The 21170-nt window shown below is 56.6% G+C and carries 16 protein-coding genes; 15 read left to right on the forward strand and 1 reads right to left on the reverse strand.

Annotation, left to right across the window (positions count from 1 at the left end):
* Window positions 1-3 precede the first annotated feature (3 nt).
* Both OGM67_02470 and OGM67_02475 read left to right on the forward strand, forming a co-directional pair.
* The gene (locus tag OGM67_02470) at window positions 4-876 is read left to right on the forward strand and encodes a tRNA 2-thiocytidine biosynthesis protein TtcA (protein UYJ35220.1); all 873 of its coding nucleotides are present in this window, start codon (window positions 4-6) and stop codon (window positions 874-876) included.
* A gap of 27 nt (window positions 877-903) precedes the next feature.
* Entirely contained in the window at window positions 904-2202 is a 1299-nt protein-coding gene (locus tag OGM67_02475) for a WG repeat-containing protein (GenBank protein ID UYJ35221.1), read from the forward strand.
* Window positions 2203-2248: 46 nt separating this feature from the next.
* Here OGM67_02475 and OGM67_02480 read toward each other — a convergent pair whose 3' ends face one another.
* Window positions 2249-3109 carry an AraC family transcriptional regulator gene (locus OGM67_02480; protein ID UYJ35222.1) on the reverse strand — a complete coding sequence of 287 codons (861 nt, stop codon included), beginning with the start codon at window positions 3107-3109 and terminating at the stop codon, window positions 2249-2251.
* Between the two features lie 218 nt (window positions 3110-3327).
* On the opposite strand from OGM67_02480, the gene gmd reads away from it, so the two are divergent.
* The 13 genes from gmd to OGM67_02545 all read left to right on the forward strand — a co-directional run bounded on the left by gmd (window position 3328) and on the right by OGM67_02545 (window position 21088).
* Window positions 3328-4416 (forward strand): GDP-mannose 4,6-dehydratase, encoded by a 1089-nt coding sequence (gmd, locus tag OGM67_02485; GenBank protein UYJ35223.1) that lies wholly within the window; start codon window positions 3328-3330, stop codon window positions 4414-4416.
* Between the two features lie 33 nt (window positions 4417-4449).
* The gene (locus OGM67_02490) at window positions 4450-5394 is read left to right on the forward strand and encodes a GDP-L-fucose synthase (protein ID UYJ35224.1); all 945 of its coding nucleotides are present in this window, start codon (window positions 4450-4452) and stop codon (window positions 5392-5394) included.
* A gap of 11 nt (window positions 5395-5405) precedes the next feature.
* Complete coding sequence (locus OGM67_02495) at window positions 5406-6722, forward strand: sugar phosphate nucleotidyltransferase (GenBank protein UYJ35225.1); 1317 nt, start codon at window positions 5406-5408, stop codon at window positions 6720-6722.
* Window positions 6723-7067: 345 nt separating this feature from the next.
* Entirely contained in the window at window positions 7068-8090 is a 1023-nt protein-coding gene (gene pheS / locus OGM67_02500; protein UYJ35226.1) for a phenylalanine--tRNA ligase subunit alpha, read from the forward strand.
* 19 nt (window positions 8091-8109) lie between these two features.
* Window positions 8110-10533, forward strand: coding sequence for a phenylalanine--tRNA ligase subunit beta (gene pheT / locus OGM67_02505; GenBank protein UYJ35227.1), 2424 nt, complete (start codon window positions 8110-8112; stop codon window positions 10531-10533).
* 196 nt (window positions 10534-10729) lie between these two features.
* Window positions 10730-11611 (forward strand): class B sortase, encoded by an 882-nt coding sequence (locus OGM67_02510; GenBank protein UYJ35228.1) that lies wholly within the window; start codon window positions 10730-10732, stop codon window positions 11609-11611.
* A gap of 401 nt (window positions 11612-12012) precedes the next feature.
* Window positions 12013-13854, forward strand: a complete 1842-nt coding sequence (gene glmS, locus OGM67_02515; protein ID UYJ35229.1) for a glutamine--fructose-6-phosphate transaminase (isomerizing) — start codon at window positions 12013-12015, stop codon at window positions 13852-13854.
* A 191-nt stretch (window positions 13855-14045) separates the two neighbouring features.
* Window positions 14046-16031: a polysaccharide biosynthesis protein gene (locus OGM67_02520; GenBank protein UYJ35230.1), complete on the forward strand. Its 1986-nt coding sequence runs from the start codon at window positions 14046-14048 to the stop codon at window positions 16029-16031.
* Between the two features lie 3 nt (window positions 16032-16034).
* Complete coding sequence (locus OGM67_02525) at window positions 16035-16661, forward strand: sugar transferase (GenBank protein ID UYJ35231.1); 627 nt, start codon at window positions 16035-16037, stop codon at window positions 16659-16661.
* Window positions 16662-16908: 247 nt separating this feature from the next.
* Window positions 16909-17994 carry a helix-turn-helix domain-containing protein gene (locus OGM67_02530; GenBank protein ID UYJ35232.1) on the forward strand — a complete coding sequence of 362 codons (1086 nt, stop codon included), beginning with the start codon at window positions 16909-16911 and terminating at the stop codon, window positions 17992-17994.
* Between the two features lie 165 nt (window positions 17995-18159).
* Window positions 18160-18918, forward strand: a complete 759-nt coding sequence (gene ftsE, locus OGM67_02535) for a cell division ATP-binding protein FtsE (protein ID UYJ35233.1) — start codon at window positions 18160-18162, stop codon at window positions 18916-18918.
* Between the two features lie 25 nt (window positions 18919-18943).
* Window positions 18944-19846, forward strand: coding sequence for a permease-like cell division protein FtsX (ftsX, locus tag OGM67_02540; GenBank protein ID UYJ35234.1), 903 nt, complete (start codon window positions 18944-18946; stop codon window positions 19844-19846).
* Window positions 19847-19876: 30 nt separating this feature from the next.
* Window positions 19877-21088, forward strand: a complete 1212-nt coding sequence (locus OGM67_02545; protein ID UYJ35235.1) for a peptidoglycan DD-metalloendopeptidase family protein — start codon at window positions 19877-19879, stop codon at window positions 21086-21088.
* The last annotated feature ends 82 nt before the right edge of the window (window positions 21089-21170 follow it).

The following is a 21170-nucleotide window of genomic DNA, read 5'->3' on the forward strand; positions in this document are numbered from 1 at the left end:
CCGTTGGAACGCCAATTAGAAGCATATCAAAAAATCGAGCGCAGCATCATCAAAAAATTTCGCAAGCAGTTGTGGACACCCTTTATCGTGGCCGTAAAGCGGTATGAGCTGATTCAGGCGGGGGACAAGATCGCCGTCTGTATTTCCGGCGGTAAGGATTCTATGGTCATGGCCAAGCTTTTGCAGGAGCTGCAGCGCCACAGCGAGGTTCCGTTTGAACTGGTCTATCTCGTCATGGACCCCGGCTATAACGAAATCAACCGCCAAAAGATCGAGAGCAACGCCGCACTGCTGCATATTCCCATCACGGTGTTTGAAACAAATATCTTTGATGTGGCGAACAACAGCGATAAATCCCCCTGCTACCTTTGTGCCCGGATGCGCCGTGGCCATCTGTATAAAAAAGCGCAGCAGCTTGGCTGCAACAAAATCGCGCTCGGCCATCATTTCAATGATGTTATCGAGACAACCGTCATGAGCATGTTCTACGGCTCGCAGCTGCAGGCCATGCCGCCCAAGCTGCACAGCACAAATTTCCCGGGTATGACGCTGATCCGACCGCTCTACTGCATCCGTGAGGAGGACATCATCGCATGGCGGCGGTACAATGACCTTGAATTTATCCAGTGCGCCTGCCGCTTTACCGAGGCATGCACCATCTGCGACAATGGGGGCGGCGGCTCCAAGCGGCAGGAAATCAAGGTCCTGCTGCGCCGCCTGATGCGTGACAATCCGAATATTGAGAACAGCATCTTCCGCAGCATCCACGCTGTTGCGCTGGACACGATGCCCGGCTACAAGACCGAGGGAGAGGAGCATTCCTTCTTAGAGCGGTTTGACCGTATTGAGGAGGAGCTGAAAAACGCCCGGGAATGATTTGGCTGCTATACACAGGGGGTACCTATGAAACGGATCCTTTGCGCCCTTGTAATACTGCTGCTGGCAGGCTGCGCGTCACGGCCGGCTGATGTGATCGGCACACCTGCGCCGACGACAACGCCCGCTCAGATACCGGAAACTGCCCCGACCAGCCAGCCCGACCAAACAGATGAAACCGCAGCCAGTGAATATACGGCCATCCAGCTGCAGCAGCAGGATACCCGAAGCGGCCAGCTGCTGGCGCAGGACGGGCTTGCCACAGACGGCTATTATACGATGTGTATGGACGGAAAATGGGGCCTGATGAAAAGTGACGGCACCGTCCTGCTGCCCTGTATCTCCGACCGGCCGATCGAACGCTGCGCCAACGGCTGTCTGCGCTGGCATTTTCTCAGCACCTCGGCCCCGATGGATGATGCGGAGCGCAACAGCTATGAGGCGGCGCTCGCCGCAGAAAATGCCGGTACACTCTGCACCGGTGAGCATGACGGGCAGAGTTATACATGGACCTATGACATCAACACCGGCCGCGTATGCAAAAGCGCCGGCATGATGGGCGGTGCTGCCGAACTGAACGATGGCGATGCTCTGTATGGGGATTATCTGCCCTGTGTGCGGAGTGTGTGGACATCCGGAAACGGTGACCCGGACTATTATACGACAGCCGAGGGCGGCGGAATTGTTTTTGCCAATTCTGAAGGAGACCTTCTGAACGGCATTACCTATGCGTCCGCAGGCTGCTTTTATGACCAACCCCTGGCCCCGGTGAAAATCGGTGACAAATGGGCCTACCTTGACCGGAAGGGAAATCAGGTAACACAAGCCGTGTATGACGCAGTCTACGGCGGCCTGGATTTTTATGAGGATTACACGCCAAAGTATGCCTCGCCCCTGCTGAATGGGTATGCTGCCATCTGCCGTGACGGGAAATGGGGTGTGCTGGACGCCGCCGGGAAGGAGTACATCCCCTGCGATTATGCAGGTGCCGCTTGGAATGGCCATATCCTCTGGCTGCAGCGGGACGGACACTGGCAAAGCAGAACGCTGCCCGGCGTGCCGGAGCATTGGCAGGATGCCAAAATGCGCTTTCAGGTTGGTCCGAAGGAGCTAAAGGCAACAGACGCCTTTTGGCGGGTCACCGCAGCCGGAGGCCTGCGGCTGCGTGTAGGGCCGGACACAAGCTACGAAAAAATCAGCCTTGTGCCGGAATACACTGCCCTGCAGGAGTTGGGCCGCAGCGAGGATGGTTGCTGGATGCTGACTCTTTACGGCAGGTGGCACGGCTGGGTCAGCATGGATCACCTTGAAAAAATAACGCAATGAAACAACGCAGGAGCCATGCCGCCCAAGCATGGCTCCTGCGCTTTGCTTACCATTGCCGCCGGTACTGACCCGGTGTTGTGCCCTCCACCTTTTTGAAGATGCGTGAAAAGTAATTGGCATCGCTCATGCCGCATTCCTGCGCAATGGTCTCAATATTTTTATCGCTGAATCGCAACAGGCGCTTTGCCTGTGTGATGCGCAGCTGCATCAGGTAACCTGTGACCGTCTGACCGAACTGCTCCTTAAAAACGCGGGTCAGGTAGAATTTGTTGATGTAAAACTGCTCCGCCAAAGCGTCCAGCGTGATCTTTTCTCCATAGTGGGCGTCAAGATAGTCCTTGATCTCCTGCAGATTCTGCCGTTTTGCACCTCCTGCGCGCACGGCCTCGGGGTGCCAGCTTTCCTGCATCAGCAGGGTCAGCAGGGCCAGCAGCTTTTCGCATATCTGCATGTCGCGCACATAATTGTCGGAATCTGCCAGCGTATACAGGGTTTCCAGCAGCGCGGCATAGGCGGCTGCATTCTCGGCGCGGAAGCTTGGCTGACCGCCGCGCTCCTCGTACTTTTTGTAGATAGCCCCCATGTTCGGGCCGTAAAAATGCACCCAGCGCAGCTGCCACAGGTCCTCGCCCGTATAATGGCGGTACGGCTTGCGGCAGTCAAGAAATGCGCAGTCCCCGGCGCGCAGGGCGCGAGTGGTGCCATCATATTCCAAGGTGCCGCTGCCGCTCTCCACCATGAAGAACAGGTAGGAGGCCAGCCCCTTGCGGGTGCTGGCATGGGGGCTGCGCGCCTGCAGCCGGCCAACCTCCTGCAAATGCACAAGATTCGACCGTGCAAAGGGGGAGGGTGTATAAATAATGCGCTGGGAATGCACCAGCTTGCCGTCAAATAACGGTGCTTCCATAACTGTACCTTCCTTGTTTTGTGTGGGTAAGCAATGCCCGCCCCGACATCTTAGCCTCTCAGCACTGCAAACCCAGTATACCAAAAAAGTCAATATAATGCTAGTCTTTTGCAAGATTCGCCCTGCAAAAAAGAAAAATAATGCGGTAGAATAACAAACATACAGAGAACTACGCGCAAAATCACCGCGCAAGATACAGATGAAAGGGAAACCGCATTATGAAAAAAGCACTGATCACCGGTGTTACCGGTCAGGACGGCAGCTATCTGGCAGAGTTTTTGCTTGAGAAGGGCTACGATGTCCACGGCGTTATCCGCCGCTCCTCCGTTGATTACCGTGAGCGCATCGCCCATCTGGAGGGTCACCCCAACTTCCACCTGCACTACGGCGATCTGAGCGATTCGATGAGCATCCTCTCGGTCGTCAGCACCGTGCGCCCTGATGAGATCTACAATCTGGCCGCCCAGAGCCATGTGCAGGTCAGCTTCGATGTGCCGGAGTTCACGGCCGATGTCGATGCCACCGGCGTACTGCGCGTGCTGGAGGCTGTGCGCCTCTGCGGCCTGAAGGACACCTGCCGCATCTATCAGGCCTCCACCTCCGAGCTGTACGGCAAGGTCGAGGAGGTCCCCCAGAACGAGAACACCCCGTTCCATCCCTACAGCCCCTACGCTGTTGCCAAGCAGTACGGCTTCTGGATCGTCAAGGAATACCGCGAGGCTTACAACATGTTCTGCTGCTCCGGTATCCTCTTTAACCACGAGTCTGAGCGCCGCGGCGAGACCTTCGTCACCCGCAAGATCACGCTGGCTGCTGCCCGCATTGCGCAGGGCAAGCAGGACAAGCTCTATCTCGGCAATCTGTCCAGCCTGCGCGACTGGGGCTATGCCAAGGATTATGTCGAGTGCATGTGGCTGATTTTGCAGAACAAGACCCCCGAGGATTTTGTGATCGCCACCGGCGAGCAGCACTCCGTGCGCGAGTTCTGCGAGCTGGCCTTCCACAATGTCGGCATCGAGCTGGAATTTGTGGGCGAGGGCATGAACGAAAAGGGCATCGACAAGGCTACGGGCAAGGTCGTCATCGAGGTCAGCCCCGATTTCTACCGCCCCACTGATGTTGTCAACCTGTGGGGTGACCCCAGCAAGGCCAAGCGCGAGCTGGGCTGGAACCCCACCAAGACCACCTTTGCAGAGCTTGTCAAGATCATGGTCGATCATGATATGAAGAAGGTCGCCGTAGAGCGCGCCGAGGAGCATATCAAGACCAATCTGGCTGAATATCTCGAGAAGGGCGTTATCAAATAATTTCATCAAAAGCATCAAAAGAAGGTAACAATCATGATGGAAAAGAATGCTAAAATTTATGTCGCCGGCCATCGCGGCATGGTGGGCAGCGCCATCGTGCGCGAGCTGCAGCGTCAGGGCTACACCAATATCATCACCCGCACACATAAGGAGTTGGACCTCTGCCGTCAGGAGGATGTCGAGCGCTTTTTTGCAGAGGAAAAGCCCGAGTATGTCTTTCTGGCAGCCGCCAAGGTCGGCGGTATCGTTGCCAATCAGGAGGCACTGGCTGACTTTATGTGGTTTAATATGACGCTGGAGATGAATGTCATCCACTCCGCATGGCAGAACGGCTGCAAAAAGCTGGAATTCCTCGGCTCCTCCTGCATTTATCCCCGTATGGCGCCCCAGCCGATGAAGGAAAGCTGCCTGCTGACCAGCGAGCTGGAAAAGACCAACGAGGCCTACGCCCTCGCCAAAATCAGCGGCCTGAAATACTGCGAGTTCCTGAACCGCCAGTACGGCACCGACTATATCTCGGTCATGCCCACGAACCTGTACGGCCCTAACGACAACTATCACCCGACCCACAGCCATGTGGTCCCGGCGCTGATCCGCCGCTTCCATGAGGCCAAGGTCAACGGTGTGGAGAGTGTTACCTGCTGGGGCGATGGCTCTCCGCTGCGCGAGTTCCTGTATGTGGACGATCTGGCCAACCTGTGCGTTTTCCTGATGAACAACTACTCCGGTAACGAGACGGTCAACGCCGGCACCGGCAAGGAACTGACCATCAAGGAGCTGACCGAGCTGGTTGCCAAGGTCGTGGGCTATACCGGCGAGATCAAGTGGGATACCTCCAAGCCCAACGGCACGCCCCGCAAGCTGCTGGATGTCTCCAAGGCTACGAATCTCGGCTGGACCTACAAGACCGAATTGGAGGACGGCCTGCGCCTGTCCTATGAGGACTTCCTACACAACCCGATGCGCGCCGAGCGCTGAAAGGAAATGCTATGAATATCATTCTGCTGTCCGGCGGCTCCGGCAAGCGCCTGTGGCCGCTGTCGAACGATATCCGTTCTAAGCAGTTCATCAAGATCTTCAAGACCGATGACGGCTACGAGTCGATGGTCCAGCGCGTCTACCGCCAGATCAAAGAGGTGGATGCTGATGCCAGCGTGACGATCGCCACCAGCAAGACGCAGGTGTCGTCCATCCACAACCAGCTTGGCAATTCGGTCGGCGTCTGCGTTGAGCCCTGCCGCCGCGATACCTTCCCGGCAATCGCACTGGCCACGGCCTTTCTGCACGATGTAAAGGGCGTGGGCCTCGATGAGGCTGTGGTCGTCTGCCCGGTGGATCCGTATGTCAACAACGACTATTTTGCCGCGTTAAAGGATCTCTCCGATCTTGCGGAAAAGGGCAGCGCCAACCTCTCGCTCATGGGCATTGAGCCGACCTATCCCAGCGAAAAGTACGGCTACATCATCCCGGAGAGCGCCGATGCTGTCAGCCCGGTCAAGACCTTTAAGGAAAAGCCCGATGCCGCCACAGCGGAAAGGTACATTGCGCAGGGGGCGCTTTGGAACGGCGGCGTATTTGCCTACAAACTGCGTTATGTGCTGGACAAAGCACATGAACTGATCGACTTTACCGATTATCAGGACCTTTTCCGTAAATATGAGACGCTGAAGAAGATCAGCTTCGATTATGCGGTCGTTGAGAATGAATCGAAGATTCAGGTCATGCGCTTTGCAGGCCAGTGGAAGGATATGGGCACCTGGAACACCCTGACCGAAGCCATGCAGGAGCCGAGCATCGGCAAGGCCATGCTGAATGAGACTTGTGAGAATGTGCATGTTCTCAATGAACTGGATGTACCGGTGCTTTGCATGGGACTGAAGGATGTTGTTGTCTCTGCCAGCCCGGAGGGCATCCTTGTCTCCGATAAGGAGCAGTCCAGCTATATCAAGCCCTATGTGGACAGCATCCACCAGCAGATCATGTTTGCTGAAAAGTCGTGGGGCTCCTTCCGTGTGCTGGATGTCGAGGATGAAAGCCTGACCATCAAGATCACGCTGAACGCCGGTCACGGCATGAACTACCACAGCCACGAGAACCGCGATGAGGTCTGGACCGTTATCTCGGGCACCGGCCGCGCAATTCTGGACGGCAGGGCACAGCCCGTCAAGGCAGGGGATATCCTGACGATGAAAGCCGGCTGCAAGCACACGATCCTGGCTGATACCGAGCTGAAGGTGATCGAGGTGCAGCTTGGCAAGGCCATCAGCGTGGAGGATAAGCAGAAGTATCCCATGCCGCAGGCTTGACAGGCCGCAAATTTCGCGCTATACTAAACAAGTATTCGCAAAACACAATGACGGAGTAAGTACGCGCAATGCGCCTTGGGTAAGAGAGGGCGGTCACCGGCTGTAAGCTGCCTGCAGGGACTATGCGCGGAAGTTCCCTCCCGAGTGGTGCGCGGGAAAGGCCCAACGGCCCGGTAGTGCGCAACGGCCCTGCACCGTTACCCGCAGCAAAGAGTGCCGTATTGCATAATACGGAACACGGGTGGTACCGCGGAGAATTGTATTTACAAGGCTTCGTCCCTGATTTCACACAGGGACGGGGCCTTTTTATTTGGCTCCGGCCCAAAAGCCAAGCAGAGGTGTACTATGGAAGAAAAAATCAAGGAGCTGCGCGCCGCTATTGAGCAGGCCGGCGCAGCCGTCACTGACAAAGCCCAGCTTTCTGACTTCTGGCAGAAATACCTGAGCAAAAACGGCGAGGTCGCAGGCCTGACCAAGAGCCTGCGCGATGTCCCCAAGGAGGATCGCCCCGCCGTCGGCAAGACCATCAATGAATTCAAGCAGTGGGTCGAGGCTCAGTACCAGACCCTGTCTGAGCAGGTCGAGAAGGCGGCGCTGGCTGCCCGCAACGCTGCCGAGACGGTGGACATTACGATGCCTGCCAAGATCCGCACGACCGGCAACCTGCACCCCATCACCCTCGTCAAGAACGAGATCATTGATGTATTCTCCGGCATGGGCTTTGAAATTTATGAAGGCCCCGAGATCGAGGACGATGACCACAACTTCACCCGCCTGAATGTGCCGAAGAACCATCCCGCCCGCGATATGCAGGATACCTTCTATGTCGCGGATGACATTGTGCTGCGCACCCAGACCAGCGGCGGCCAGATCCGTGTAATGGATCGTGAAAAGCCCCCTATCAAGGTGCTGGTACCCGGCCGTGTGTTCCGCTCCGACTCGGACGCGACCCACTCCCCGATGTTCCACCAGATGGAAGGTCTGGTCGTTGACAAGGGCATCACCCTCTGCGACCTGCAGGGCATGCTGGATAAGTTCGTGCAGGCCCTGTTCGGTGCCGAGGTCAAGACCCGTCTGCGCCCGTCCTACTTCCCGTTTACCGAGCCAAGCGTTGAGGTCGATGTTTCCTGCTTTGAGTGCGGCGGCAAGGGCTGCCCGCTCTGCAAGCATACCGGCTGGATCGAGGTCCTGGGCGCCGGTGTTGTGCATCACAGCGTGCTGGAAAACTGCGGCATCGACCCCAATGTCTACTCCGGCTTTGCCTTTGGCATCGGTATCGAGCGTATCGCCATGCTGAAATACGGCATCAACAACATCGGTCTGATGTTTGAAAACGATCTGCGCTTCTTGAAGCAGTTCGAGGATTGACAGGGGAGGAGTACAGAGTATGAAAGTACCATTCAGCTGGTTAAAGCAATATGTTGACATTGATGTCACCGCGCAGGAGCTGGAGGATAAACTCTTCGGCTGCGGCTTTGAGGTCGAGGAGCTGATCGACCTCGGCGGTGAGATCTCCAAGGTCGTTGTCGGTGTTGTGACAGAGTGCGTCCCGCAGGAGGGAACGCATCTGCACATCTGCAAGGTGGACTGCGGTGACTATGGCCACGACATCCAGATCTCTACCGGCGCAGCCAATGTCTATGCCGGTATGCACACCGCCGCCGCGCTGGACGGCTCCACGCTGCCCGGCGGCATCACCATCAAGGCCAAGCCCCTGATGGGCATTGAGTCCAACGGCATGCTCTGCAGCGGCGAGGAACTGGGGCTGAACGATGATCTTTATCCCGGCTCTGAGGTCTACGGTCTGCTCGACCTGCCGAAGGACACCGTTCCCGGCACGCCGATTCAGGAGGTCGTGGGACTCAACGATTATATCTTTGACATCTCCATCACCGCCAACCGCGCCGACTGCCAGAGCGTGCTGGGCATTGCCCGCGAGGTTGCAGCCGTGCTGAAAAAGCCTCTCAAAATGCCCGCCACCGACTACACCGTCAGCGATTACACCGAGCCGCGCCTCTCCATCCGCGTTGAGGCGGAGGATCTCTGCCCGCGCTATATCGGCCACTATGTACGCAACATCACACCGGGCGAGTCCCCGCGCTGGATGCGCCGTCAGCTGGCCCTGTGCGGCCTGCGCAGCATCGACAATGTAGTCGATATTACCAACTATGTCATGCTGGAGATCGGCCAGCCGATGCACGCCTTTGACATGGACACGCTGGATAGCTGCCAGATCCTCGTCCGCCGCGCCAAGGACGGCGAGAAGATCACAACGCTCGATGAGAAGGAGTTCACCCTGACGCCCAACAACCTCGTCATCTGCGACGGCTCCAAGCCGGTCGCGCTGGCCGGCGTCATGGGCGGGCTGAACAGCGAGATCAAGAGCACCACGACCCAGCTGCTGTTTGAGAGCGCCAAGTTCGCCCGCGACAACATCCGCAAGACTGCCCGCGGCCTGGGCCAGAGCACCGATGCCTCCAGCCACTACGAAAAGGGCATCTCGGAGTATACAACCGAGCTGGGCATGGCCCGCGCCCTGCATCTGATTCAGGAGCTGGGCTGCGGCGAGGTCACCGCCACCCATTTCGACTGCTCGGCCGGTGCCCCGCGTGAGGGTAAGCATTTCACTGCCAAGGTCAGCGGCATCAACGCGATTTTGGGCATCACCGTTCCGACTGACGCCATTCTCGACATTCTGAACCGCCTGCAGTTTGAGGTCAAGCTTGCGGCGGACGGCGACATGATGCAGGTCGTTGCGCCCCGCTGGCGCGAGGACATCGAGGTCGGCGAGCCCGACCTTGCCGAGGAGGTCATCCGCGAGTACGGCTATGAGCATATCGTGCCTACCTTCCTGAAGGCTGCCACTGTCACCACCGGCGGTCTGACGGCGGAGCAGAAGGCACAGGCCAAGGCCAAGCGTACCATGTGTGCGCAGGGCTTCTATGAGGCAGAAACACTGGCCTTCTACGCTGATGCAGATCTGGATATGCTACACATTGCCGCTGATGCCCCCGAGCGCAATGTCATCCGCATTTTGAACCCGATCTCCTCTCATCTGACCATCATGCGCCCGCTGCTGGCACCGTCCCTGCTGAATGTGGTCGTTGACAACCTGCGCAAGGGCAATGCCGAGGGCCGCCTTTTCGAGATGTCCAACATCTACATTCCGAAGCAGCAGCCCATCACCGAGCTGCCGGAGGAGCGCCTGCATCTTGGCTTTGCCGCATGGGGCAGCGAGGAGGACTTCTTTGCCGTTAAGGGCGCGGTCGAAAGCTTCGGCGCAGCATTCGGTGTCGAGCTGACCGTTGCGCGTGCGGCCGATGTTGCATGGCTGCATCCCGGCATCGCCGCCTATATCCTCTGCAAGGGGGAGCGTATCGGCGTTTTCGGCAAGCTGGCCAACGATGTCACCGCCGAGCTTAAGCTGCCCAAGGATAGCCGCGGCAACCTGAACATCTATCTGGGCGAGATCGACTGGGTGGCCTTCCACGCGCTGGTGCCCGCAGCCATCCACTACCAGCCCATCCCTGCGCTGGCCCCGGTACAGCGCGATCTGGCGCTTGTAGCCCCCGAAAGCATGGAGTGCGGCACCCTCGTAAGCGAGATGCAGCGCGCCTGCAAGCAGCTTGTCAAGGTCGAACTGTTTGACATCTACCGCGGTGAAAAGCTGGGTGCGGGCAAAAAGAGCATGGCGTTCAGCCTCTCCTTCCAGCCGGACGCCAAGCCCCTGACGCCCGATGAGATTGACCGCTTCGTCAAGAAGATTCTCGGCAACCTTAAATTCAAGCTGGGCATTGAGATCCGCGAGTGATCCTTTTGTGTAAATAAAGTGCTGCTGCATCTGATTCTGGTGCAGCAGCACTTTTTTTGCAGCGTTTTCTGTGGAAGCGCTATCTTCATCTGGCTTTACAATTCTGAGGCCGATTTTTCGCCCGTATCCTCTTGCATTTTCTTCTGCAGCATCGTATAGTAAACCTAGACTTGACATTCAGACAGGGAGAATCACTATGGCAAAAATCCATCGCAGCGACCTTGCGCCGCAAGAGCCGCCCGCCGCGCCCCATGCAGCCCTTTACGATCAGGACAACGATATAGACTTTGCCCCGACTGCACCTGCTGGCCCCGAGAAAAAGCGCGGCAGCCTTGCCTACACGCTGGCCATGCTCTTTTTCGGCGTTGTTTTTCTGGTCAGTGCCGGGCTGCTTGTCAAGCGCTTTGCGGATGACCGCAGGACAGAAAACGAGTTTGCCGAGCTGCAGTCTATGATCGATACATCTGCCGAACCACAGCCGTCCGGGGAGAGCGTCAACCCCAACGGAGCCAAGTTTGCCGCCCTGCGCGATAAGAACAGCGATTTCATCGGGTGGCTCTCGATTGATGGCACAGAGTTGGATTTCCCGGTTATGTACGCGCCAAACAATAAGGATTTCTATCTTCGTCACGACTTTGACAAGAGCTACAGCATCTACGGCGTGCCGTACCTTGACGAAAACACAACGCTCGGTGCCAATGCTGAGAGTGATAACCTTGTCATCTACGGCCACAATATGAAGACCGGCGCGATCTTTGGCTGCCTGACCGAGTATAAAAAGGCCAGCTACTATCAGGAGCATCCCTTCATTGAGTTTGACACCGTGTACGGAGATGCAAAATACGAGGTATTCGGCGCGTTCGCCATTGATGTTGTAAACGACACCTCGTTTGTCTATAACCAGTATATTGATATGGACGCGCAGACCTACGATGCCTATGTGGAGGAGGTTCTGTCCCGCAGTGATGTGGACAGCGGCATCCGCCCGACTTACGGGGAGCAGCTGCTGACCCTTTCAACCTGTGAGTATTCGTCCGCTAATGGGCGCTATGTGGTTGTGGCGCGCCGGGTCTCCTGAAAGGGGGATATCGCACGAATGGCAGCAGGGACGATACGCCCTAATTTATCAAAGCAATGACAGCACAAACTTAATAATCTTTTGTAAGCAGCACAAAAAGCAGGAAAAATTCCGTTTTATACTTGCTATTCTTCGCCGGATATGGTACGCTATCCAATGCGCGATACTTTTGATTCGGTCTTATATGGTGTAAGAAACGGGAAAAGGAGAATCCGCGCAGCGGGCGGCCGTAGCCCTTGACGGCCGCCCGCATTGTTTTTGTGTGGCATACAGTATAGCAAATTTAGGCCAAACAGTAGACATTTTGTGCAAAAAGGAATATACTATACAAGTATTTTTTACTTTTGCCCGTTAAAGTGGGAAGGTCTTATTGAACAACTGCATAAAGGAGGATACCTGTTATGTGCGGAATCGTAGGCTTTACCGGTGCAGCACAGGCTGCACCTATTCTGCTGGACGGTCTGTCCAAGCTTGAATACCGCGGTTATGACTCGGCCGGCATCGCGGTGCAGAACGCCGCAGGCAAAATCGAGGTCGTAAAGGCAAAGGGCCGCCTGAAGGTTTTAAGCGAGATGACGGACGGCGGCAATGCTGTACACGGCAGCTGCGGCATCGGCCACACCCGTTGGGCCACCCACGGGGAGCCGTCTGTGGTCAACGCGCACCCGCATTATTCCCGTGACCAGAAGATCGCCGTGGTGCACAACGGCATCATTGAAAACTATCAGGAGATCAAGGACCGTCTGCTCAACAAAGGCTTTACCTTTGTCTCTCAGACCGACACCGAGGTCGTGGCACAGCTGCTGGACTACTACTACACCGGCGAATCTGCAGGCAACGCGCTGGATGCCATCACCCGCATGATGCTGCATGTACGCGGCTCCTATGCGCTGGGCGTGCTTTTTGCCGATGAGCCCGGTGTCATCTATGCCGTGCGCAAGGACAGCCCGCTCATCGTTGGCCAATGTGAGGACGGTGCCATCATCGCCTCCGATGTGCCTGCACTGCTCAAGTACACCCGCACGGTCTACTACATTGACAATCTCGAGATCGCACGCCTAACCCCGGACTCCATCGAATTCTTCAACATCGACAAGGAGCCCATCACCCGCGAGTCCACAACCATCGAATGGGATGCCGAGGCTGCCGAAAAGGGCGGCTATGAGCATTTCATGATGAAGGAGATCAATGAACAGCCTGCGGCCGTGCGCGACACGATCTCTCCGCGCCTGAAGGACGGCAAAATCGACCTGTCTGAGCTGGCACTGGACGAGGAAGCAATCAAGAATGTGCGCCGTCTGTATATCATCGGCTGCGGCTCGGCCTATCATGTGGGCATGGCAGCGCGCTATGTGTTTGAAAGTCTGGCCCGCATCCCGGTCGAGGTCGATGTCGCCAGCGAGTTCCGCTACCGTGACCCCGTGCTTGAGCAGGACTCTCTTGCCATGGTCATCAGCCAGAGCGGTGAGACCGCCGATACGCTGGCGGCACTGCGTCTGTGCAAGGAGCGCGGCGTGCGCACCGTTGGCATCGTGAATGTAGTCGGCTCCAGCATCGCCCGCGAGGCAGACGCAACCATGTATACCTGGGCCGGACCGGAGATCTCGGTGGCCACCACCAAGGCTTACAGCACCCAGCTGGCAGCCTGCTACCTGTTGGCTACTGAGTTTGCCCGGGTGCGCGGCACACTGGCTGACGGCCAGTATGAGCAGCTGGTCGCAGAACTGGAGGCCCTGCCGGAGAAGATTGAAAAGACGCTGGCGGATAAGGAACGCATCCAGTGGTTTGCCAGCAAATATGCCAACGCCAAGGACGCCTTCTTCATCGGCCGTGGCCTTGACTACGCCGTTGCGCTGGAGGGCAGCCTGAAATTCAAGGAGATCAGCTACATCCACTCTGAGGCCTTCGCCGCAGGCGAGATGAAGCATGGCCCGATCTCGTTGGTCGAGAACGGCACCCTTGTGGTCGGCATCCTGACACAGCCCGACTTATTTGAAAAGAGTGTTTCCAACATGGTTGAAGTCAAGAGCCGCGGCGCCTTCCTGATGGGTCTGACCACCTACGGCAACTACAGCATCGAGGACACAGCCGGCTTCACGGTCTATGTCCCCAAAACCGACCCGCATTTTGCCACCAGCCTGTCTGTCATTCCGCTGCAGCTTCTGGCCTACTATGTCAGCTGCGCCAAGGGTCTGGATGTCGATAAGCCCCGCAACCTTGCCAAGAGTGTGACGGTCGAGTAAAAGCTTCGTCTGTTTTACCAAAAATTACTGGTAAATTTTATATAAAATTAGCCCCGTTTGTCACTGCAAAAGTAGGACAAACGGGGCATTTGTGTGTTATAATACTTTTATATGGCTGCATTTAGCAGGGGTACCGTTCAACCGGCCCCCCTTTGGTATAGAGAATAGAACTTTGGTAAAGGACGAAACAGATGCAACAGGATTCCAAACAAATCATTAAGGGTCTGCCGCGCCGCATCGCCTTGATGCTGCTGGACTGCGGGCTTATCGTAGTATGCTACTGGCTGGCCGTAATGCTCCGCTTTGACAGCGGCGATGCCTACCGCCGCGTAGAGATCGTGCGCGCCATGGCTCCCATGCTGCTGTATGTGCTGCCGATCTATATGATCGTATTCTGGTTCGGCGGCCTGTATGAGATCATGTGGGAATATGCCGGTATGCGGGACCTTGCCCGCCTGACCTGCCTGTCAGGTCTGGCTACCGGCCTGATCATGCTGTTTGACCTCATCTACCACAACCGCCCAATCTCCGGTGCCGTGCTGATCTTTGGCGCGGTGTTCAATACGGCGGCAATCGCAGGCGTGCGCTTCCTGTGGCGTCTGCTTCGCACCGTGCAGGATACCAAGGCCAACAAGCCGGAGGATGATACGCCGCTGCTGATCGTCGGCGCTGGCAATGCCGGTGCATGGGCGGTCAACCTCTGCAAAAACAAAAACCAGAGCTTCGGCAACCCGGTCTGCCTGGTGGACGATGACCTGACCAAAAAGGGTCTGCGCGTGCAGGGTGTGCCTGTGCGCGGCACGATCTCTGACATACCGGAGCTTGTGCGCAAATATCATATCCTCGAGATCGTCATTGCCATCACCACCGTCAAGGGCGACCGCCTCAGTGAGATCATCAACCTCTGCAACTCTACCCACTGCCGTGTGCGGATGCTCAGCGACCCGCAGGCTGTCGATGAAAACGGCAATCCTGTCGCAGCAGGCTTCCGTGAATTGAACACGGCCGACTTTCTCTCCCGCGATGAAATCCAGCTGAACAATGCCCAGATCTCGGAGTATCTGCATGACAAGGTCGTGCTGGTCACGGGCGGCGGCGGCTCCATCGGCAGTGAGCTTTGCCGCCAGATCATGCGCTACCAGCCGCGCCGGCTGCTGATCTTCGACATCTATGAAAACTGTGCCTACGAGCTTGAGACAGAGCTGAAAAACAAGTACGGCCCGGAGGCTCCCGTCATCACACTGATCGGCTCGATCCGCGACAAAGCCCGTCTGGATGAGGTGTTTGACACCTACCATCCGTCCGTTGTCTTTCACGCTGCGGCCCACAAGCATGTGCCGCTTATGGAGATCAGCCCGGCCGAGGCCGTCAAGAACAATGTGTTCGGCACTAAGAATCTGCTGACCTCTGCGGCGGAGCACGGCGTGGAGCGTTTTGTTCAGCTCTCCACCGATAAGGCCGTCAACCCCACCAATGTCATGGGCTGTACCAAGCGCCTGTGTGAAATGCTGATCCAGACCTTCTCCCGCGGCACAGACATGACCTGCGTAGCTGTGCGCTTCGGCAATGTGCTGGGCAGCCACGGCAGTGTTATCCCGCTGTTTGAGGAGCAGATCAAGCGCGGCGGCCCCGTGACGATCACCCACCCGGATATTGTGCGCTACTTTATGACCATCACCGAGGCTGCGCAGCTGGTGCTGCAGGCGGGGGGACTTGCCAAGGGCGGCAGCATTTATGTGCTGGATATGGGGGAACCGGTCAAGATCATGGACCTTGCTAACCGGCTGATCCGCTTTTATGGCTACGAGCCGGGCGTCAACATGCAGGTCAAGATCACCGGCCTGCGCCCCGGCGAAAAGCTGTATGAGGAGCTGCTCATGGACACAGAGCAGGACAAGATGGCCAAGACGGCCCACAACAAGATCTTCATTGCGCCGCCGATGCAGATCGACCTTGAAAAATTTTACACCGATCTGCAGACGCTCAAAACGGCCGCCCGTCACAACGATAACGATGTTGTTGACATTCTGCAGGAGATGGTGCCCACCTATCACCCCAACCGGCGTGTGCGTGCAGACCATACCGTTGTGGCCGCCACCGGCAACACGGCCATCTTCTCCAAGGAAGAAGTCAACCGCAAGCTGCAGGGGGACAAGCCCGCTGCCAAGGAGGACTGACCTATGTATCAGCGTTATGTAAAGCGTCTGCTCGATATTATCCTGTCACTGGCCGCCACGATCCTTCTGGCAATTCCAATGGGGATCATTGCGCTGTGGATCAAGGCGGATTCCCCGGGGCCGGTCTTTTTCAAGCAGCGCCGTGTCGGCAAGGGCAAAACGCATTTTAACATTCTTAAATTCCGCACGATGCGCGGAGATACTCCCCACGATGTGCCGACCCATCTGTTGAAGAATGCCGACAGCTACATAACCCGCAGCGGTGCCTTTCTGCGTAAGACGAGCCTTGATGAGCTGCCCCAGATCTACAATATTCTGGCCGGGCAGATGAGCGTCATCGGCCCGCGCCCGGCGCTCTACAACCAGTATGATCTGATCGAAGCGCGGGACAAGGTACACGCCAATGACATTCGTCCCGGCCTGACGGGGCTTGCACAGGTCAACGGACGCGATGAGCTGCCCATTGATGTGAAGGCGCGCTATGACGGCGAGTACGCCGCGCACCTGACCTTCTGGGCGGATCTGAAGATTTTCTTCCGCAGCATCACCTATGTATTCCAGCACCGCGGTGTTGTCGAGGGCGGCACAGGCGCGCTTGACCAGACAAAAACCGGAAAATCGTCAAAATGACGGACGCTGTACCTGCCGCAAACCCTGCGGCGGGTACATTTTTTTGCTCGATTTGAAAAATGTACAAGAAAATATTGCGATTTTCGTGAAAATATGTTGCAAAAGCCAAGTGAATTGTGTAAAATATACATTATGAAGATTTGGTTTTCGGGCAGATTACCAAACGGCAGTTTTGCCAAACATGTATAGCCCGCACTGCACGCCGGTGCAGACTGTCTAAATAACAGCAAAAGGGGAGTCACATATTATGGCTAACAGGGTATTCCAGAATGTGGTGTACCAGATGAAGGACGCAGTGGACCGTGTTGTCGGCGTTATCGACGAGACAGGCACCGTGATCTCCTGCTCCGAACTGGGGCAGATCGGTGAGGTGCGCGAGGGCGTAGCTACCGTCCGCCAGACGGCCGGCGATGCCTTTGTGCGCGATGGCTATGCCTACCATCAGTTCTCCAACGCCAAGCATAATGACTACGCCGTCTTTGTGGAGGGCACCGATACCACGGCGGAGCAGTTTGCCGCCATGCTGTCCATCAGCCTGCAGAGCATCAAGCAGTATCACGATGAAAAGTTCGACAAGACAAACTTCATAAAAAATGTCGTGCTGGACAACATCCTGCCCGGCGACATCTACGCCAAGGCCCGCGAGCTGCACTTTGTCTCCGATGTACAGCGCGTTGTGCTGCTCATCCGCGTGACCTCCGGCAATGACATTTCCGCTTATGATGTTGTCAGCGGTCTTTTCCCGGACAAGCAGAAGGACTTTGTCTTTAACATCAGCGAGACGGACACCGTCCTCGTCAAGGAGATCAAGCCGGACAACAACACCCGCGATATGGAAAAGCTGGCTGCCTCCATTGTGGATACGCTGCAGGGCGACCATTACATCAAGGCCGTGGTCGGCATCGGCACCCCCATCGGCAACATCAAGGATCTGGCCTCCAGCTTTAAGGAGGCACAGATTGCAATGGAGGTCGGCAAGGTGTTTGACACCGAGCGTCAGGTCATCAGCTATGACCATCTGGGCATCGCCCGCCTGATCTACCAGCTGCCCACGACCCTCTGCGAGGCCTTCCTGCGGGAGGTCTTTAAGCAGGAGAGCATTGACAGTCTCGACGCTGAGACGCTGTTCACCATCCAGCGCTTCTTTGAAAACAACCTGAATGTCTCGGAAACGAGCCGCGGGCTGTTTGTCCACCGCAACACGCTGGTCTACCGTCTGGAAAAGATTCGCAAGCTGACCGGCCTTGACCTGCGCAACTTTGATGATGCCATCGTCTTTAAGGTGGCCCTGATGGTCAAGAAGTACCTCTCCGCCAATCCGGCCAAATATTGATTTTAATAAAACTTTCACAAATGGCGCTGCACCGCAAGGCAGCGCCATTTTTCTGCTTTTGGCAGCCGGAAAACACCTTGACCGCAGGCGCGCTGCATGGTATTCTATTATATGTATGACTGTAACCGTAAACAGGACAGCCGCGCTGCGGCAGGAGAATCCTCAATGATCGATTTTGAGCATGTATATAAAACCTATGAGACCCACAACGATGAAAATGTTGCGTTGGAGGACATCAACATCCATATCGAGGAGGGCGAATTTGTCTTTATCCTTGGCCACTCCGGTGCAGGCAAATCTACCTTTCTGAAGCTGATCCAGATGGAGGAAAAGCCCACTGAGGGCAAGGTATTCATCAATGGGCAGGATCTGACCAAGATCCGCCGGCGCAAGGTGCCGTATCTGCGCCGGCAGATGGGTGTTGTCTTTCAGGACTTCCGCCTGATTCCGACCATGACCGTCTATGAGAATGTGGCGTTCGCCATGCGTGTGACGAACATCTCCACCAAAAAGATCAAGGACCGCGTGCCCTTCGCGCTCTCGCTTGTCGGCCTTGAGGACAAGATGGATCGTCTGCCGGACGAGCTCTCCGGCGGCGAGCAGCAGCGTGTCGCCGTAGCGCGCGCGCTGGCCCACGGCCCCAAGCTGATCATCGCGGACGAGCCCACCGGCAACATCGACCCTGAGATGTCCATGGACATCATGCAGCTGTTTGAGGCCATCAATAAGGTCAACATCACCGTTGTGGTCGTCACCCATGAGCATGAGCTGGTACATAAGCTCGCCCGCAAGTATGGCAACCGCGTCATCACTTTGGCCAACGGCATGGTTGCCTCCGACACCGCGCACCCCGAGGCCGCCCGCCGCTACGCAGCCGCTATGGCCCAGCGGGAAGAGGACGATTACGACTACGATGAAGACTGATCTGTGATATTAAAGAGGGGACACCATGCGTTTTTCCAGCTTTACCTACCTTGTCGGTCAGGGCCTGCACAATCTGCGTGCCAACCGGCTTATGACCTTTGCCTCGATGGGCGTGCTGACCGTCTGCATGCTGCTGATCGGCGCTGCCTACCTGCTGGGCGTCAACATTGATTATATGGTCGAATATATCGGCAACCAGAATGAGACGGTCATCTATATGGACGATGCCACCGAGGACCAGATCGCCGCTGCCGATGCGGCCATCCGCAACACCCCCCATGTTGTGGGTGTGACCTACATGTCGCCCGAGGATGTTCTTGCGACCTACGGCGATATGCTTAAGGACTATACCAACCTGCAGCAGGTCTTTCAGGACGATAACCCGTTCACGCCCAACTACCGCGTGACGGTGGATGACCCTGACAACATTGAGGCCGTCTCCGCCCAGCTGATGCAGATCGATGGCGTGGCCAGCGTCAAGGCGCCGCTTGCCATGGCAGACACCTTTACCTCACTGCAGCGCGTCATCAACTACGCCTGCTACGGCATTGTAGCGGTGCTGGCTATCGTGTCCATCGTGGTCATCAACAATACAATCAAGATCACGGTGTTCAACCGCCGCAAGGAGATCGGCATCATGAAGCTGGTGGGTGCCACCAACGGCTTTATTCGTTTCCCGTTCTTTGTGGAGGGTGTTACCTCCGGCTTGATCTCCGCTGCGCTTGCCTCCGGCATCGTCTGCGGCGCGTACTATGCCCTCTGCCGCTGGTATGCCGAGAACCCGTCCAACCTCTCGCAGATGTTCGGCGGTCAGCTGGTTCCGCTGGAAAATGTATGGTATTACATTGTCGGCGGCTTTGTGCTGCTGGGCTTTGTGCTCTGCGGCCTCGGCACCGCCACCAGCATCCGCAAGCATCTGAATGTATAACAGCAACGAGCAGGGGAATTGCAAACAAAGATGAAGCATTTTTCGCACAGCAAAAAATTTATCTCACTGCTGCTCAGCGTAGCAGTTGCCATGACGATGACGCTTTCCACCGTTATGACGCCGCTGGCGGCTGCCAGTGTCAGCGACCTGCGCCAAAAGCTGCAGGAGCAGCAGGCCGCATTGGAAAAAGTCAACCAACAGCTGAAAGAAACACAGAGCGACAAAGCGGACGCGCAGGCGCTCAAAACACAGCTGGAGCAGCAAAAATCACTGCTGCTCAGCCAGATTGGCACATTGACCGAGCAGATCGGCGGTCTGGATAATGATATCGTCAACAAACAGGACGAGATCAATCAAAAGCAGCAGGAGGTTGACCAGAAGCAGGCTGAATACGATCAGCGCTGGGCAGATTTCAAGGACCGTATGCGCGCGATGCAGCGACTGAATGACGGCGGTTCCATTGCGCTGCTGTCCAGTGCGACCAACCTGTACCAGCTGCTTACCTTTGCCACCACACTGGAGCAGATTGTCAGCAAGGACGAGGAGATTTGCCAGCAGCTTGAGGACGAGCATACCCAGCTGGAGCAGCAGCGCGCCGAACTGGAGCAGGCCAAGGCGGATCTGGAGGCAACAAAAGCCGACTACGAGGCCCAGAAGGCCGCACTGAACAGCAAAACCAGTGAGCTTGCGGAGAATATCTCCCAGACAGACGAGAGCATCTCCAAGGCGGAGGCCGAGGAACAGGCCCTGAAAGAGGCCCAGATCGAGGCCAACAAAAAAGTGGACGAGGCAGCCAAAGAGCTGGATGCAGCCCTGAACGCCGCCAACCAGGCCTACGGAAACGCCTCAATACAATGCTCGCTGGATTTTGGCCGCCCGCTTGCCACCTATAAGTATGTTTCCTGCTACTTTGGCGGCAACGGCCACCGCGGCACCGACTATGCCGCGCCGGGCGGCACCGAGATCTACGCCGTCAGCGGCGGCGTTGTCACCGCAGCCGCCTACCACTACAGCTGGGGCTATTATGTTCAGGTCTACCACGGCAAGGATGACAACGGCAACAGCTATTCCACACTGTACGCCCACATGAACAGTGCGCCCATCGTCAGCGTCGGGTCGAGCGTTTCCAAAGGACAGACGCTGGGGTATGTCGGCTCCACCGGCAACTCCACCGGCAATCACCTGCATCTGGAAATGAAGGTCAACAATGTTCTGGTCAATGTCATGAATTACTTATCCTAAGAAAGGGGAGTCCTTATGAAGCCGCAGAAGCATAAAACCGCCGTGCGCATTTTTTGTCTGGTGGTCGCCGTTCTTATGGTGC

The sequence above is a fragment of the Oscillospiraceae bacterium genome, from assembly GCA_025757985.1.
Lineage (GTDB): Bacteria > Bacillota > Clostridia > Oscillospirales > Ruminococcaceae > Gemmiger.